The sequence below is a fragment of the Nonomuraea aurantiaca genome (assembly GCF_020215705.1).
Classification (GTDB): Bacteria; Actinomycetota; Actinomycetes; order Streptosporangiales; family Streptosporangiaceae; genus Nonomuraea; species Nonomuraea aurantiaca.
The window spans coordinates 1-14317 of sequence record NZ_JAIWNB010000033.1 but is presented as its reverse complement, the minus strand read 5'-3'; the positions used below and the strand labels follow the sequence as shown (position 1 = coordinate 14317).

The following is a 14317-nucleotide window of genomic DNA, read 5'->3' as shown; positions in this document are numbered from 1 at the left end:
ATGAGAGGGGGCTCCCGGCAAGACAGCCGTCAACCAAGATTCGACGCCCCAACCGGGAGCCTCGTTGCTGTCTTGTCGTCCCTCGATTCCGCTGTCCAACCACACCCTGGCCCACCTGCGCAACGGCGACACCTAAGTCCGATTGGCCGCCGGCTTCGCCATCGGCACCACCACCGCCTGGCGCCACATCCGGGAAAGCGTCGATCTTCTGGCCACTCTGGCCGACGACGTGAACGCCGCCGTGAAGCGCGCATCCCAGCTGGCCTGCACCATCGTGGACGGCACGCTCATCCCCATCGGCCGCGTCGCCGACAAGCGGCCGTCCTACAGCGGGGAACACAAACAGCACGGGATGAACGTCCAACTGCCGGCCGATCCGGTGGGCCGGCTGGTGTGGGCCTCGCCTGGGCTTCCGGGCGCCGTTCATGACGTGACCGCCGCACGGACGGCCGGATCGACGCCCTGACCGCCGCCGGCGTCAAGACCTTCGCCGACAAGGATTATCGAGGCGCGGGCGGCACAATCAGCACACCGTTCAAGCGGCATCGCCGCCGTCCATGGCTGTCACGCGGGCAGCGAGACGTGAACCGCTCACATGCCCGCATCCGCGCCATCGGCGAGCGCCCCGTCGCGACCTTGAAGTCCTGGAAGGTACTGGCCAAGCTGCGCTGCCGTCTCCATCGCGCGACCGCGCTCGTGCAGGCGATCCTCGTGCTGCAGCTCGTCGAAGAAGGCCGTTACCCAGGATGAAAAAGGCTCACTGAATCGCAGCCCGGGGATGCCGCCGAACCTAACGGTGCCTTTCTGGTCGCGCTCAACTTCCGGAATGAGATATGAGGCTATCCGTGCCGCAACGGTCCAGCCGATCGCCAGGTGCGTTGGTTGTGGAGACGCCCAGCTGCGTCAACGAAGGGCTCTCGCATTCGAGACACTTTCGCAGCAGCGTTCATGAACCCGGGTTGCGTCCCTCGCGGATGGTGACGGAGTTGGCGTGCGCGGGAAACCCCTCGTGCTCGGCCAGCGTGCGGATCGTGGGAGCAAGCCGCCAGAAGGCCTCTTCCTCCAGCCTTGCGACCGGTATGCGGGTCAGGTACGTGTGGACGGAGACGCCGCTGACCACCTTTGCGAATCCTGTCGTGGGGAGCGTCGCCGGGGTGCCGATCGCGAAGTTGGAGGCGGCCATCGTGGTCCACTGGCCGAGCAGGACCGTGCCCGCGTGCCGGACCAGCGCGAGCCAGGCGTCCGGATCGGCCACGGCGAGTTGCAGATGCTCGGGTGCGTAGGAGTTGGCGATGTCCATCGCCTCTTGCGGTGAGCCGACGAGGACGATGCCGCCGTTGTCGTAGATCGAGGCCCGGGCATAGTCGCGCCGGCGAGCGGGCAGGGCCGCGATCTGCTTGGCGACCTCCTCAGCGGTGCGTCGTAGCACGTTCAGATCGGTGCCCACGAGGACGGCGGAGGAGTCGGAGCCGTGCTCTGCCTCGTTGACCAGATCCGCCGCCAGCATCACAGGATTGGCCCGCCCGTCACAGACGATCAGCGAGTCGGTTGGGCCGAACCCGACCTCGACCACGCAGCCAAGGCGCTGGGCCTCTGTCATGGCGACGGTCACGGCCGGGCTGCCAGGGCCGACGATCTTACGGACCGCGGAGATCGTCTCGGTGCCGCAGGCGAGGGCGGCGATCCCCGCTGGACCGTTGCTGCGGTAGATCTCGGTGATCCCCAGCATCTCCGCTGCGGCGAGCAGGGCCGGATCGATTCGGCCGCCCGTGCCGGGCGTCGGCGGTACGACAAGGACGATGCGCTGAACCCCGGCCACCACGGCGGGCGTGGCCACCATGATCAGCGCGGAGGGGAACGATCCCTTTCCCGCCGGCACGTACAGGCCGGTGCTCTCGATCGGTTTGACGAGCTCGCCGAGTTGAATGCCGCCCACCTCGTCACGCCACTCCGCTCGGGCCAGCGCGGCCTCGTTGAACGCCCGGACCTGCGAGATGGCGACGCGGACCGCCTCGAGCGTCCGGGCCGGCAGCGAATCGACGGCCTGCCGGACCTCCTGCTCGCTCACCCGCAGGCTCCCAGGGTCGACGTCGACACCGTCGAACTCGGCCAGTGCCTCCACCAGCGCCTTGTCCCCATCGGATCGCACCCGCTCGACCAGCTTCGCGATGGCGTGGGTGAGCTCCGCACGGGGATCGAGGTGGCCGGCGACGCCGCCCCTGCTGAGCAACCTGAAGCGCTCGTCGTCGGCGGCCTCCCGCCAGTCGATGACGACGGGGGACGCGATGGAGGTCATGTCTGGACTCCTGTCGGTCGCTTTTCTTTGAACGAGTGTGCAAACAAGTGTGACTGATGTCAATCTTCCGCGCGCAGTCGGCATCCGCGATGATGGCTGTGTGAACACACCCAGCCGATCAGATCGCCGCCGCGCGGAGATGGTCGCCGCCGCCCATGAGATGATCTCAGAGCGCGGCATCACTGCACTGTCCATCAGGGGGATCGCGGCAAAGATCGGTATGTCGCCAGGCTCCGTCCTCTACCATTACCCCGACATCGACCACCTGCTGTACGACCTGCATCGCACGCTGGTCGACCGCTATGTGACCCGCCGGGTGCACACCACGGCGGCCATCCCGGAGCCTCCGCGCAAGATTGTTCACATGTTCAGTTCCGGCCTTCCATCCGGATCTGACGACGAGGTGTGCAAGGTGCTCTACCAGCTGCATGACCTCGGCACCCGCCACGATCGCCACGCCGCCCTGATGACGTCCCTGTGGGATCGGGAGAAGCTGCTCTTCGAGTCGATCGTGGTGGCCGGGGTCGCCTCCGGCGACTTCCACCCCAGCAGGCCGGCAGACGAGCTGGCTGCCTCGTTCCTGGCCATGGAGGACGGGCTCGGCCTGCACATCGTCAGCCGCAACGCCTCCCTGCCCCGCTCGGCGGCGCTCAACCTCCTCATCTCGTTCGCTTCAGCGGAACTGGGGCTGGGCCTGCGTGCTTCGGCCGGTCCCCGATGACGCGCGAAGCCGCCGCACGCCCGAGCCGTCGTACTCGCCGGGTGAACACGTTCCGCTCCACCTCAGCGAGGATGGACCCGCCATCGTCCGGCTGGTGCGGCTGCGGCACGGCGACACCGCCCCGGGCGGTCCGGGCCTGCGCGAGCCGGAAGTCGCGGGGTCCGCACCCGTCCAAGTCGCTTTGGTCCCGGAGCATCGAGCCAGGATTGGGGCGACCCGAAGGACTCGTCGGCCCACCGCGCAGGAGCGCTATCGAGGTTGATGGCCCGGCTCAGTGAGCAGGTCGAAGACCTGGTTCTCACCGCCACCACACAGGTAGGGATGTCATGTCAGTAGCAAGGTCTTACCGGTGAAGCGGCGTGCTTCGATGTCGGCATGCGCAGTGGCGGCCGCCGCCAGCGGAAAGTTCTGACCGATGACCGGTGCCAGCCGCCCCGCGGCGGTTTCGCTCAACACGTACGTCACCCGCCGGTGGTTGTCCGGCCAAAACTCCGACAGCTGCGACATGTCCGCCACCGTGAGCCGCCGCCGGTCCGCGTCACTGATCACGGTCTGGGCGCAGCTGTCTTCGGTGTAGTTCATCGGTCCACCTCCACCAGTTCCTCGGTGGCGAAGTCCCCACGCCGTCGCCAATGCCGTCTGTACGTGAAGGACCCGTTCTGGATGACCTCGAGTCCTGGGGTATTTTGGACAGGCGAGGAGGTTCAGCGTTACGTGTGCAGAGCGGCCGCGAGACGTTCGAGGACATCCTGGCTTTGCCGCCGGTTCAACCCTCTTACGTGCGGCGGTTCCCGCGATATGGGGTCACTTCCACGTGGCTCGCGCGATGACGTCGGTCAGGGGGGCGAGGACGTCCCAGCCGTCGACGATGAGGATCTGCGAGGTGGGCAGGTACCACTCGCGCTGTTCGAAGGTCCTGGTGCGCTTGTCGGAGTGCATGTCGTAACACTCTCCCTTCCACACGCGGTATTGCGCCCGGTGCCCGCGGCCGACCTGGCGAGAGCCCTGCTGGAGGGGTTTGCCGGCGGTGAATCTTTCGCCGTACTTGCTGCTGCTCGGAGTGAAACGGCACGGTGACACGCTGGTTCCCGGGGCAAGGGGCGATTGGTCCGGTACTTCTCCAGGTCCCCTTTTCCCCTTATCGCCTTGGGGCCGGCCACCTCGAAGTTGGCACAGGCCACCTTGGTGGGATCGCAGTCCTTGGGCCTCACCTGGAGCCAGTCGTCGCCGATGCGGTCGACCTTCCACGCCGCTGGAACGGTCAGCGTCATGCCGCGAAAGGTGATCTTCCTCCCGCACCGGCCGAAGCTTCAGCCGGTGAAAAGGCGGCAGACACAGGGGCGCTCAGAAGCGCGACCGCAGTGGCCGTCGCCGTCATCCACCTGAGCAATCTCGTGGTCACAGAACTTCCCCCTCGGGAGATCTATGACAAGGACCGCAGGCCAGGAACGTTCATCACCCCGATGAACACCGGTAACAACGAGATCTAGACTGGCACACCGCCTATCGCCGCGGAGAGCGGAAACTGCCGAATCGCGCCGCCTTTCTGTCATTTCCGCTCCGTCGGGGGAGGGCGTTCGGGCCGGCACGACCAGGGCTTCGGTCAGCCTTGTTCGGGGTGCTCGGTCACGAACGGGCTCCGGCACTCGTGCTCGACAGGGTTTTCCTCAGAGGAGTCTTCATACGCCCTGACCTTGAGGCTTATCACGTTCAGGCTGTCGGTGAGCGCGCTGAGCTGGTCCATCACATGCTCTTGGTGCCGTCGCAGGACGGCAAGCCGCTCGTCGTGGCCGGCTCCCTGCCTGACCAGATCGGCGTATTTGCGGATCTCGGGGAGCGGCATGCCGGTGGTACGCAGAATGACGCAGAGATTCAGCCACTGCACATCCTGCTCGGTGTAAACGCGACGCCCGGCAGGGTCACGCCGGACAGGATTGGCCAGGAGGCCCTCGCGCTCGTAGAAGCGCAACGCGTGGATGCTCAACCCGGTGCGCGCGGCGACTTGGCCGATGCTCAACTCGGTTGCAGTTTCCGGCATACGTCGAGTGTAGGGCTTGCCCTAGAGCCGACTCTAGGTCCTAGGGTAAGGCCGCACAACAACCACTTGTTCGCGCTGATCGCGGCCAACCTGGGAGCATGATCATGCGTTACCGTACCCTTGGCGGCACCGGCATCGAGGTAAGCGTCCATTGTCTCGGCACCATGATGTTCGGCGCCGTCGGCAATCCCGACCACGATGATTGCGTCCGCATCATTCATGCCGCCCTCGATCAGGGCATCAACTTCGTCGACACCGCGGACATGTACTCCGCGGGCGAGTCCGAGCAGATCGTGGGCAAGGCGCTCCAAGGACGGCGTGATGACGTCGTCCTGGCCACGAAGGTGCACTTCCCGATGGGTGAGGGCCCCAATCGCGGCGGCAACTCGCGGCGCTGGATCATCAAAGAGGTCGAGGAGAGCCTGAAGCGCCTGCGAACCGACTGGATTGACCTCTACCAGGTCCATCGGCCCGACCACACGACCGACATCGAAGAGACGTTGTCGGCGTTGAGCGACCTCGTGCACCAGGGGAAGATCCGCGCCTTCGGCTGCTCGACGTTCCCGGCCGAGGAGATCGTCGAGGCGCATCACGTCGCCGAGCGCCGCGGTCTGCTGCGCTTCCGGACCGAACAGCCCCCCTATTCGCTCCTCGCCCGGCGCGTCGAGGTGGACCTGCTCCCGGTCTGCCAGCGGTACGGCATGGGGGTGCTGACCTGGAGCCCCCTCGCCTCGGGGTTCCTGTCCGGCAAGTATCGCAAGGGGCAGCCGGTAGACATGTCCAGCGGGCGTCCCACGATCACGCCGCACCGCTTCGACCCGGCCCTTCCCGAGAACATCGCCAAGTTCGAAGCCGTGGAGCAGCTGGTGGAACTGGCCAACGAGCTGGGCTGCACCCTGCCTCAGCTCGCGGTCGCCTTCACGGTGGCACATCCGGCCGTCACCTCGGTGATCACCGGCCCGCGCACGATGGAGCATCTGGACGGGCTGATGAAGGGCGCTTCCGTCGTCCTCGACGACGCAGTCCTGGACCGTATCGACGAGATCGTGCCGCCCGGTACGAACATGTACCACCCGGACGGGGCCTGGACCCCGCCGTCCCTCACCGACAGCCTCCGGCGCAGACGTCTGCTGGCAGACCGCGCCGCAGGCTAGCGGCGGCTCGCCCCCGGGCAGGACCGGGCCCTACGACAAAGCGCCCGGTCGACCGCGTACCTGCTTCTGGATCATCCGCGGGGCGGTCGATCTCTGTGCAAGGGCCTCAGCCGAAATAGGGCAGGACCTGGCTGACTGTCGCGCTCTCCCTGGACCCGGCATCGCCATCGGCCTCTGCAAGGACCGTCACCGGGTCGAGGTCGAACGGCGACCCGGCCTCGGCCTTCGCAGATGCCGGGGGCGATGACGGTCTCGGAGATCTCCGGTCAGAGTGACCGCATTCCGGATGATCTCGGTGGAGTTCACGTGGGCGAACAACCGCGATTCGTGGCCGCGGGCGTTGCTCTCCTGCGCATGCCGGCGGCCTCGCGGTCCATGCACAGTCTCGCAGGGGCCGACGACGAGGAGGCGTTCCTGGCGAAGGCCCTGCGTGATCCGCCCCTGCGTGAGGCCCTGGAGGTTTCCAGTGACTCGCTGGCCGGCGTCCTCGACCGCATCGAGGCCGGGCAAGCCGTGGAAGCCTCCAAACGCCGGCGAGCGGCCATGGCCACGGCACGCTACGCGCTGCGCATGGCCGGCCCACTCCGTTCGGGCTCCTGGCGGGCGTCGCCCTGGCCTCCTTCGGCGACAGGACCGGAGTTCGCCTGGCGGGCGCCACCAGCAAGGGAGTGCGTCCCGATGCCGGATGGCTGACCTGGCTCCTCACGGCCTGGGAGCGCCGGCCGCACGTGCGACGAGGCCTACGGGTGGTGGTCAACGACATGTGCGTCGTACGGGGTGACCGGCTCGTGCTGCCCTCTGTCCGGCGTGGCGCCGCCGGCGGTCACCAGGGGCAGACCGTCAGGGAGCTGTCGGTGCGTTCCACCGAGGCCGTCCGTCCGCTGGCTGCTGGCCGAGGGACGGTTGTCCAGCACACGTTTCGCCGTGGTGGCGGGGCTGCTGCACCTGCATCACAATCGTTCCATCGGCATGCGTCCCGTAACCGAAAGCCGAACCCTGGCGATCATGCGCGGTGTGGTCGACGCGGCCCTCTCGCGGCAGAGATCCCTGCCATGACGTGGGCGCGGAGGCCGGTGGGCGCAGGCTAGACGGCGGACATCTCCTCGGTGGCCAGCTGTTCGCGTGCGTAGAGACGTAGGAGGGGATCGAGGCGGAAACGGCCCGGGATCAGCCTGCGTACCAGGTGCGCCGCGATGAGCGTCTCGAGCAGGAACTCGGCCTCGTGGACCGGCACCCGGAGCAGGACCGCGACGCTCTCCAGGGTGCAGTCGCCATCCGGCACGAGGGCAAGCAGGCGGAAGAGCCGCTGCGCGGGCGCGGGCAGCGTGAGGTAGGAACGCTCGAACGACGTTCGTACCGCCGCCGCCTGATCGCCTCGCACCGCGAGCAAGGAGAGCCGGTCCCGCGAGCGAAGTCCGGCCAGATAGCGTGCCCTCTCGCTGGGGGAGCGGCCCATCATGTTGGCCGCGGCCAGGCGCAGGGCCAGCGGGAGATCGTCGCAGAGCCTGGCGATCTCGGCCAGAATGCCGTGAGGGATCGTCTGGCCGATCAGTCCGGCCAGCAGGCGGGTGGCTTCGTCACGCTGCAGCGGCTCCAGCATCAGGACGCGCGCGTCATCCAACGCTGCCAGCCCCCACAGGTTCGTTCCCGAGGTGATCAGGACCGCGCACTCCGCGGTGCCCGGCAACAGGCATCTGACCTGGGTCGCGTCGAAGGCGTCATCCAGTACCAGCAGCACTGACCGGTCGGCTAGCAGCGCGCGTAACCGAGCCGCTCGCGCGCCGAGACCGTCGGGGGCGTCCCTCTGGTCGAGCCCGGCGGAGACCAGCATCTCCGCCAGGACGTCCGCGGGGTCGCGAGGGCCTCCGTCGGGCGTTCGCAGCCGGACGAACCACTGCCCGTCCGGAAACGCGGCGCGGACCCGGTGCGCGACGTGGACGGCGAAAGCGGTCTTGCCCGTTCCAGGCCCACCGCCCACGACCACGATCGGAACCACGCCCACGTCCTGGTGCAGCAGCTGCGCCGTGGCCTCGGAAACCAGCTCGGACCGTCCCACATAAGTTCCCACGCCGAGCGGCAACTGACACGCGGCGGTCCACGCCGGAAGTGATTTGTCGCCGTCCGGATCACTTTCCGTCAACGGCTGCCCCCCGAGCATCTGCTGGTGGAGCCGCTGGAGATCCTCACCCGGCTCGATGCCGAGTTCATCGTGCAGCACTTGGCGCAGCCGCCGGAAGGACTCGAGGGCTTCGGCGTACCGCCCGCTTCGATGCAGGGCCGTCATCAGCTGGCCCTGCAGACGCTCGTGCAGCGGGTGTTCCGCGGTGAGCGCACGCAGCTCCGCCAGCATCTGCCGATGCCGTCCGAGGGACAGTTCGGCGTCGATGCGGCGCTCCAGCGCGTTGAGCCGCTCCTCGCCGAGGCTCTGCGCGGCCATGCTCCGCAATCTCTCAGAGGGTACGTTCGCGAGGGCGGGACCTCGCCACAAGGACAGGGCCTGCCGCAGCAGCGCCGCCTGGGCGGCCGAGCCGCTTCGCGTGAGCGTCTCCGCGCGCGCGACCAGGCCGCGGAAGCGGTGCAGGTCCAGCGCGAACTCGGGCATCTCGATCGAGTAGCCGTCGCGCTGGGTGACGATCAGACCGGGCATCTGGAGAGACGTCCTCAGCCTGGCAACGTAGGTCTGCACCGCGCCGCGCGCGTTGGCAGGCGGTGCGCCGCTCCAGATGTAGTCGGACAGCTCCTCCATGGACACCGGGGAATTGACCCGGAGCAGGAGCGCGGCGAGCAGGCTTCGATGCTTACCGGCAGGTATGGGAACCTCCTGGCCCGCAATCGTGACCTCTAGCGGTCCCAATATGCGAAAGGCCATCTGACCCTTCTCCGGCACGGAGTCTCCCCAGCGTGTGTTCAGCCGACGACGCCTGCGCCGGTGCGCCCTGACGCGCAAGACGGTAGCCGGGTTCGGCCGCAGCTGTCCTTGATCGATCCTGTTTGGCGTGAAAGGGGGCAAGAATGGCGTGAACTCTTCTATCAGCCCGGAGTCTTGGGCGGTTGTCGCCTCTCGGCTGCCGACGGACACGAGTTAGGGTGACGGTGCCGCGAGTACATGATCACGCTTGCGGCATCGCCGAATCTCGTTCGCCGACATGGGGAGGCCCATGGCTCCCGGACTGATGTTCCCGCTCCAGCACGCGGACCCGGAGACGGTCGTGCCGTTCGGGAAGCTGGTGATGAGCGGGCTGGCCGGCCGGCTCTGGCTCGGGCAGTCCGTGCTGGTCGAGACGCATCAGACGGTCGCCTACCGACGGGGCCGCCGCCGAGCGCGCCATCGCGCTGCCCCCGATGTCCCATCCGCCAGTCGAGGTGGGCCTGGGCGTGCTGCGTCCCGGCATGGCGGGCGCCGTCGCCGACGTGGCCATCACCTGGATGACGCCATCCCACTACCTTGAGGACACGCTGCTGCCCGCGCTGACCGCCGGAGCTGAAGGGCGCCCCAGGAGGCCCCGCGGCGCGACAGTCGTGCACGTGGCGCTGGCCGCCCCCGGCCGCGACCCGCGCAGGCTCGCCTACCGCGCGGCCGCCGGACACCTGCGGGCCCCGCACCACACGGACATGCTCCGACGGGCCGGGATGCTCACCGACCCGGCAGACCCCCGCGCGGGCGCCGCTGCCTTGGTCGAGGCGGGTGTCTACGTGTACGGCACAGCTGTGGAGGTCGCCCAACGGCTGCGCGGCCACCGCGCCGACGAGATCGTCCCGCATTGTATGAGTACGTGCCGACCGACAAGGGGCGGCCGCCCGCGCTTGCCTCACTCGCCGAGTGGGGCGACCCACGAGGATCCGCCGGTCCTCTACACCCACGTGAGGCGTGGCCTGGCGGGGCGCGGCGGCAGCTCGGGGAACGGTTGACCTCCCTCCCCGAACGCGACGTCCCCGACACGGGGTCGGGCGACCGCCTCGCGATGAGCGGATCCGGAATCAGTCCACATTTCCGGACACTTCCAGGAAGACGGAACAGGCCGCCCCAATGGGCGGCCTGTTCTCAGAGGTCGAAAAGCGTGGCTTACGGGGTGCAACCAACCCCGCCGATGTAGCGGGCGAAGTTTGGTGAAGTGATGGTAATAGGCTCACACGTCCCCGGCCGCGTTGCGCTCGGTGTAATAGCCGCACGGCGCCGCCTGGGCCGGCGCGGCGGCGATCGATGTTCCGATGACTCCCATCGCCATTGTCAGGGCAAGGCCGATAACCCGAGCTTTCGCCTTCATGGTTCCTCGTTCCCCGCTCGAGCACTTGTGTTATCGGCTGCCCGTCTTCCTGCCTGCGGGAACAGATCTCAAGCTGATGGTGGATCAAGGCAGGAACCCGAAATGGCCTGATTTCGAGCATCGGCGGCCGATATCAGCAAGGGTTTGCCGCTGGTTTGTGTCCTCTGTCAAGTAAAGGGGGAACGGCCTCAGGGTGAGTTCGACTTGGACCGCGAGTGCTCGGCTGGGATGTCCCAGCCGAGCACTCGGCCGGCGCTACGAGGCATTCAGTGGGAAGGTGCCGGGACCCACGTTGGTGAGCGTGGTCGTGTTCGCCGCGATGTACTCGTCCAAGTACGGCGAGCGGTCACCCTGCGTGGGCACGTCGAACCGTGGGTTCTGCATGCTCAGGCTCAGCCACGCGTCGGAGACTTTGATCGTGTGACCCGAGGGCACGTCCAGCCAGCCCCAGTCGTCGGTTTCGATGATGGTCCCGATCTGTACCCCCATCCGGTGTCCCTGCTGGAAGGTCCAGTCGGTCGACTTCAGGTCGAACGAGATCGATCCGCTCTTCTCCAGCAGGGCCACGTTCTCGTCGAACATCGTCGCCGTGCCGTCCGGAGCGACGTCCCACAGGCGGACCATCACGTTCCCGCTCGTGCTCGCGTTGAGCGTGATCGTCGGCGTGGCCGTGAGCCGGAGTGCCTTGGTCGCGGGAGTGGACCAGGTCCAGAAGGTGTTGGCGGCGGTGCCGCCCTGCGTGGGGGCGCCCTTCTCGGAGGCGGACAGCGGCGTGGCCGGTGGCGCGTGCTCCATGTCCCACCGGCCCTCCGGGACGGCCTTGGCCGAGACGCCGCCGCCGTCGTCGACGTACTGGCCGGATGAGAGCGGCACGGGGTACGACGACGTAGCCACCGGCCAGGTGTTCTGGGCACGCCAGCGGCCGAGGCTGTCCTCGATGGCGTAGGCCGGGTCGCTCACCGGCGGGTTGATGCCGAGAAGATACTGGTCGTAGAAGCGCATCACCTCGTCGAACCAGCCGGCACGACCCATCATCAGCCGGTCGTCGGCGTCGGTGTCGTTGCCCCGTACGTGTGGCCACTGGCCGAGCCAGCCGCGTTCCCGGCCCGAGTGGGCGGCCAGGTACTCGTCCATGTCCTCAGGCTTGGTGTTGGGTTCGATGAACCCCTGGGTCACGAACAACGGCGTGGTCGAGCCGGCCGCCTGTGCGGGCAGATTGCGGGCGCGCCAGTACGCCGAGTTCGGATCGGGGTCGTTGTTGTTGCTGAGGTTGTCGCTCAGGCACTGCGGATGCGTCTTCTCGTACTCCGCGTTCGCCTTGTACCTGTCGCTGTCGTCGGCCATCGCGGGCATCGTCACGATCGCGTTGAACGCCTCCGGGGTCGCCGTGACGTTGGGCCGCGGAACCTTGTTGCTGAACAGGTAGTTGTACATGTCCCAGACTGGCTCCTGGGCGACGACCGCCTTCAGGCCGCGCAGCTTGAGGTTGTTGCCCACCAGTCCCGTGATGGCGTCGTACGACTTGCCGTACATGCCGACCTTGCCGTTCGACCACGGCCGGCTGGCCGCCCACTCGACCGCGGCCCTGACGTCGGCCTGCTCGCCCGGTCCTGCCCAGTCCAGACAGCCGGTGCTGCCGCCGAAACCGCGCAGGTCGACCATCACGTAGGTGTAGCCGCGCGCCATCAGCTTCGCGCCGTCGACGAAGTCCTGAAAGCGCGTCGACGGTCCGCTCTGGTCCCATCCCTCGGGTTCCGACTGCCCCACGTGTGAGAAGTAGGGGCCCACCGACACGATCACCGGCGTCTTCGCATCAGCCGGCAGGTGTGCCGGCCGCAGCACGTCGGCGTGCAGCTCGACACCGCTCCCGTCCGAGGACGGGAAGTACGCCTCCGTCCACGCCGCGCCCTGGGGGACCCGGGGATTCTGTTCGTGCGTGATCGGGCCGTCTGTAGCCGTTCCGGCATGGGCAGCCGTGGATAAACCGCCTGCCATGAGATTGGTCATGGTGATGAACGCCCAGGCCGCCGCAGCGGTCGATGCCTTACCGCGAATGTTCATTACGCTCCTGTGATCATTGATTGCCATGGGAGGGTAGCGGCTTTTCCTGAGCCTGTCTCCATTGGACCGCAGCCGGTTATGCGCGCCGATCAGCCTGTTCTGTACGCCCTGCGTCAACACCGTTCGTCGCTCGCGCCATTTCTGGCCGGAATTCGATGATCAATGGCAGAAATCAGTGCCTTTTGGCAGGTGTTCGGCCCGAGGATGATGGCATCATGTGGTTCACGCATAAAGTGTGTGCAATGACCCGCTCGCCTTGCCGCCGGTCATAGATGCGTTTTCCCCGCCAGCCCCTCAGCGGTTGCGGGCGACTCCTGCGTACGTGATCCACAGGGCGATGCGCGCGATCGTGAGCAGTCACGCCGCCGTACTCCCCGCGCCGGCACCCGACCGCGCCCCTTCACCTGGGCATTGACGCGGGAACCTGATAAGGCCCGCCCGCTGAGCCGGGGAGGCCAAGACCCGGCACCCGGCTCGCTTGAGCGAATGATCGTCGCCGATCAGGGCTGGCGCTGCTGGGCCAGGCGGTGAGGCTTGCGCATGGCGCGGCCGGTACGCAGCGCCTTGGTCAGCTCGCGGCGCAGTTCGCCGCGGCCCTGAACGTAGAGTGCTTGGTGGGTGGTCTCATGGCAACACATGCATCTCTGGTCGGTCAGAGAAGTTCCTGCGCAGGCTCTGGGAGATCTGCTCGGACTCGAGCGTTTATGCAGGTGGTCCTGAATGTATGCCCGCAGCTCGGAGCTCCGGCCGATCTTGCCTTGCTTGGGCCGCGGCCGCCGGCGCACGACGCGCGCCCTGCTGCACGAGAGCAAGGTAGTGCTCGCGCTCCTAGGTCAGCTTCTTGCGTCTCTGAGGAGATCGAATCTCCCGGATCTCGAAGTCCATCGCATCCCCTGAGGTGGGGTGTTGCGACGACCACTAGAACGGAAGGCTCTCTGTCAAGGGGGGCCGGCGGCTCTCGGCGGTACCGGCGGTGGATGCTGGTCAGGCGTTCGGAGCCGGTTGGGTCGGCCCCGGACGTCAGCGGCGCCGGGCTCGCTGGCGCTCAACTTCCGCCGGCTCGGCGTCATACTCGTAGAGCCGGTTGCGGTCGGCGTCCGGCAGCGAGCGGAACTCCTCGCTGTTCGGGAAGTATCCCTGGACCTCGGGCCTGAGCTTGCGCAGGAACGCGATCGCGACGCGGTCGATGTCTCCGTCCATCGGCGTCCCTCTCTTTCGTTCGCAAGCCGGGGGCCTTCCCCAGCCTGACGTCAGGGCGTGGCGGGCCTGGCCGCGCTCACGGCGGGCGCGGCCGGCGGCGCGCGCGGTGTCCAGGCCCTCCTGGGTGCGCTCGGAGATGAGATCGCGTTCCATCTCGGCGGCCGTCGCCGAGACCAGGAACAGCATCTTGTCGGCCATACCCGGCCAGGCCGGGCGGTGGATGCCCGCACAGATGCCGGTCAGTATGTGCAGGTTGATGCCGCGCGGCGCAAGCTCGCCCGCCAGGAAGACCAGTAGCTCCTTGACACTGCGGCGCGACCCGGTCGGGCTTGGTGATGACCAGCGCGTCGCCCGGCTTCATCCCGGCCACGGTGGCCTGGAGCCTGGGAGCCGTCCTCTTGCCGTCAAGAGATCACGTCTGGCCAAGTAGCGCCGGAGATCCCGGCCATTTACCGGGGTCTGGTGCATTTGCTGGGGAGCGGTCACGGAGTGCGATTTCCAGGTGCGAGTGGGGCCGGGGCCGCATGGAGGGTGGTAGCGATCGCGTAACGCGTTGCGCGTGAGAACGGCCGTTCTGTCACG

10 protein-coding genes and 4 pseudogenes are annotated in these 14317 nt (G+C 67.5%); 6 read left to right on the top strand and 8 right to left on the bottom strand.

Annotation, left to right across the window (positions count from 1 at the left end; translation table 11 throughout):
- Window positions 1-64: 64 nt before the first annotated feature.
- Window positions 65-750 (top strand): annotated as a pseudogene (locus tag LDL49_RS46935) (transposase family protein).
- Between the two features lie 196 nt (window positions 751-946).
- Here LDL49_RS46935 and hisD read toward each other — a convergent pair.
- A complete protein-coding gene (hisD, locus tag LDL49_RS46930) occupies window positions 947-2296 on the bottom strand; it encodes a histidinol dehydrogenase (protein WP_225301436.1) in 1350 nt (449 codons plus the stop codon).
- A gap of 100 nt (window positions 2297-2396) precedes the next feature.
- On the opposite strand from hisD, the gene LDL49_RS46925 reads away from it, so the two are divergent.
- Window positions 2397-3017, top strand: a complete 621-nt coding sequence (locus LDL49_RS46925) for a TetR/AcrR family transcriptional regulator (protein WP_225301435.1) — start codon at window positions 2397-2399, stop codon at window positions 3015-3017.
- 324 nt (window positions 3018-3341) lie between these two features.
- On the opposite strand, the gene LDL49_RS46920 is transcribed toward LDL49_RS46925, so the two are convergent.
- Together LDL49_RS46920 and LDL49_RS57685 are read right to left on the bottom strand one after the other, a co-directional pair.
- Window positions 3342-3599, bottom strand: a complete 258-nt coding sequence (locus tag LDL49_RS46920; RefSeq protein WP_225301434.1) for a zinc-binding dehydrogenase — start codon at window positions 3597-3599, stop codon at window positions 3342-3344.
- Window positions 3600-3821: 222 nt separating this feature from the next.
- Window positions 3822-3956 carry a hypothetical protein gene (locus LDL49_RS57685; protein WP_263656427.1) on the bottom strand — a complete coding sequence of 45 codons (135 nt, stop codon included), beginning with the start codon at window positions 3954-3956 and terminating at the stop codon, window positions 3822-3824.
- A 422-nt stretch (window positions 3957-4378) separates the two neighbouring features.
- Between LDL49_RS57685 and LDL49_RS57680 the strand changes: the two genes are divergently transcribed.
- Window positions 4379-4507, top strand: coding sequence for a hypothetical protein (locus LDL49_RS57680; RefSeq protein WP_263656426.1), 129 nt, complete (start codon window positions 4379-4381; stop codon window positions 4505-4507).
- 113 nt (window positions 4508-4620) lie between these two features.
- On the opposite strand, the gene LDL49_RS46915 is transcribed toward LDL49_RS57680, so the two are convergent.
- The gene (locus LDL49_RS46915) at window positions 4621-5055 is read right to left on the bottom strand and encodes a MerR family transcriptional regulator (RefSeq protein ID WP_225301433.1); all 435 of its coding nucleotides are present in this window, start codon (window positions 5053-5055) and stop codon (window positions 4621-4623) included.
- A gap of 98 nt (window positions 5056-5153) precedes the next feature.
- Here LDL49_RS46915 and LDL49_RS46910 point away from each other — a divergent pair, with 98 nt between their 5' ends.
- Both LDL49_RS46910 and LDL49_RS59480 read left to right on the top strand, forming a co-directional pair.
- The gene (locus LDL49_RS46910) at window positions 5154-6209 is read left to right on the top strand and encodes an aldo/keto reductase (RefSeq protein ID WP_308016280.1); all 1056 of its coding nucleotides are present in this window, start codon (window positions 5154-5156) and stop codon (window positions 6207-6209) included.
- A gap of 231 nt (window positions 6210-6440) precedes the next feature.
- A pseudogene (locus tag LDL49_RS59480) lies at window positions 6441-7297 on the top strand (lantibiotic dehydratase).
- Here the strand turns inward: LDL49_RS59480 and LDL49_RS46900 are convergent.
- The gene (locus tag LDL49_RS46900; RefSeq protein WP_225301432.1) at window positions 7294-9078 is read right to left on the bottom strand and encodes an AfsR/SARP family transcriptional regulator; all 1785 of its coding nucleotides are present in this window, start codon (window positions 9076-9078) and stop codon (window positions 7294-7296) included. The pseudogene LDL49_RS59480 and the gene LDL49_RS46900 overlap by 4 nt on opposite strands.
- Window positions 9079-9551: 473 nt before the next feature.
- Between LDL49_RS46900 and LDL49_RS46895 the strand changes: the two genes are divergently transcribed.
- Window positions 9552-10118 (top strand): hypothetical protein, encoded by a 567-nt coding sequence (locus tag LDL49_RS46895; RefSeq protein ID WP_308016278.1) that lies wholly within the window; start codon window positions 9552-9554, stop codon window positions 10116-10118.
- A gap of 611 nt (window positions 10119-10729) precedes the next feature.
- Here LDL49_RS46895 and LDL49_RS46890 read toward each other — a convergent pair.
- The 3 genes and pseudogenes from LDL49_RS46890 to LDL49_RS46880 form a co-directional block, all read right to left on the bottom strand.
- The gene (locus tag LDL49_RS46890; protein WP_225301431.1) at window positions 10730-12535 is read right to left on the bottom strand and encodes a CocE/NonD family hydrolase; all 1806 of its coding nucleotides are present in this window, start codon (window positions 12533-12535) and stop codon (window positions 10730-10732) included.
- Between the two features lie 503 nt (window positions 12536-13038).
- Window positions 13039-13329 (bottom strand): annotated as a pseudogene (locus LDL49_RS59820) (IS30 family transposase); the annotation flags it as partial.
- A 226-nt stretch (window positions 13330-13555) separates the two neighbouring features.
- Window positions 13556-14035 (bottom strand): annotated as a pseudogene (locus tag LDL49_RS46880) (recombinase family protein); the annotation flags it as partial.
- Between the last annotated feature and the right edge of the window lie 282 nt (window positions 14036-14317).

Excerpts from the sequence above, each read along its gene's own strand:
- LDL49_RS46895 (WP_308016278.1), top strand. The coding sequence starts at position 9,552 with ATGTCCCATCCGCCAGTCGAGGTGGGCCTGGGCGTGCTGCGTCCCGGC.
- LDL49_RS46900 (WP_225301432.1), bottom strand. The coding sequence starts at position 9,078 with ATGGCCTTTCGCATATTGGGACCGCTAGAGGTCACGATTGCGGGCCAG.
- LDL49_RS46910 (WP_308016280.1), top strand. The coding sequence starts at position 5,154 with ATGATCATGCGTTACCGTACCCTTGGCGGCACCGGCATCGAGGTAAGC.
- hisD (WP_225301436.1), bottom strand. The coding sequence starts at position 2,296 with ATGACCTCCATCGCGTCCCCCGTCGTCATCGACTGGCGGGAGGCCGCC.
- LDL49_RS46915 (WP_225301433.1), bottom strand. The coding sequence starts at position 5,055 with ATGCCGGAAACTGCAACCGAGTTGAGCATCGGCCAAGTCGCCGCGCGC.
- LDL49_RS57685 (WP_263656427.1), bottom strand. The coding sequence starts at position 3,956 with ATGCACTCCGACAAGCGCACCAGGACCTTCGAACAGCGCGAGTGGTAC.
- LDL49_RS46920 (WP_225301434.1), bottom strand. The coding sequence starts at position 3,599 with ATGAACTACACCGAAGACAGCTGCGCCCAGACCGTGATCAGTGACGCG.
- LDL49_RS46890 (WP_225301431.1), bottom strand. The coding sequence starts at position 12,535 with ATGAACATTCGCGGTAAGGCATCGACCGCTGCGGCGGCCTGGGCGTTC.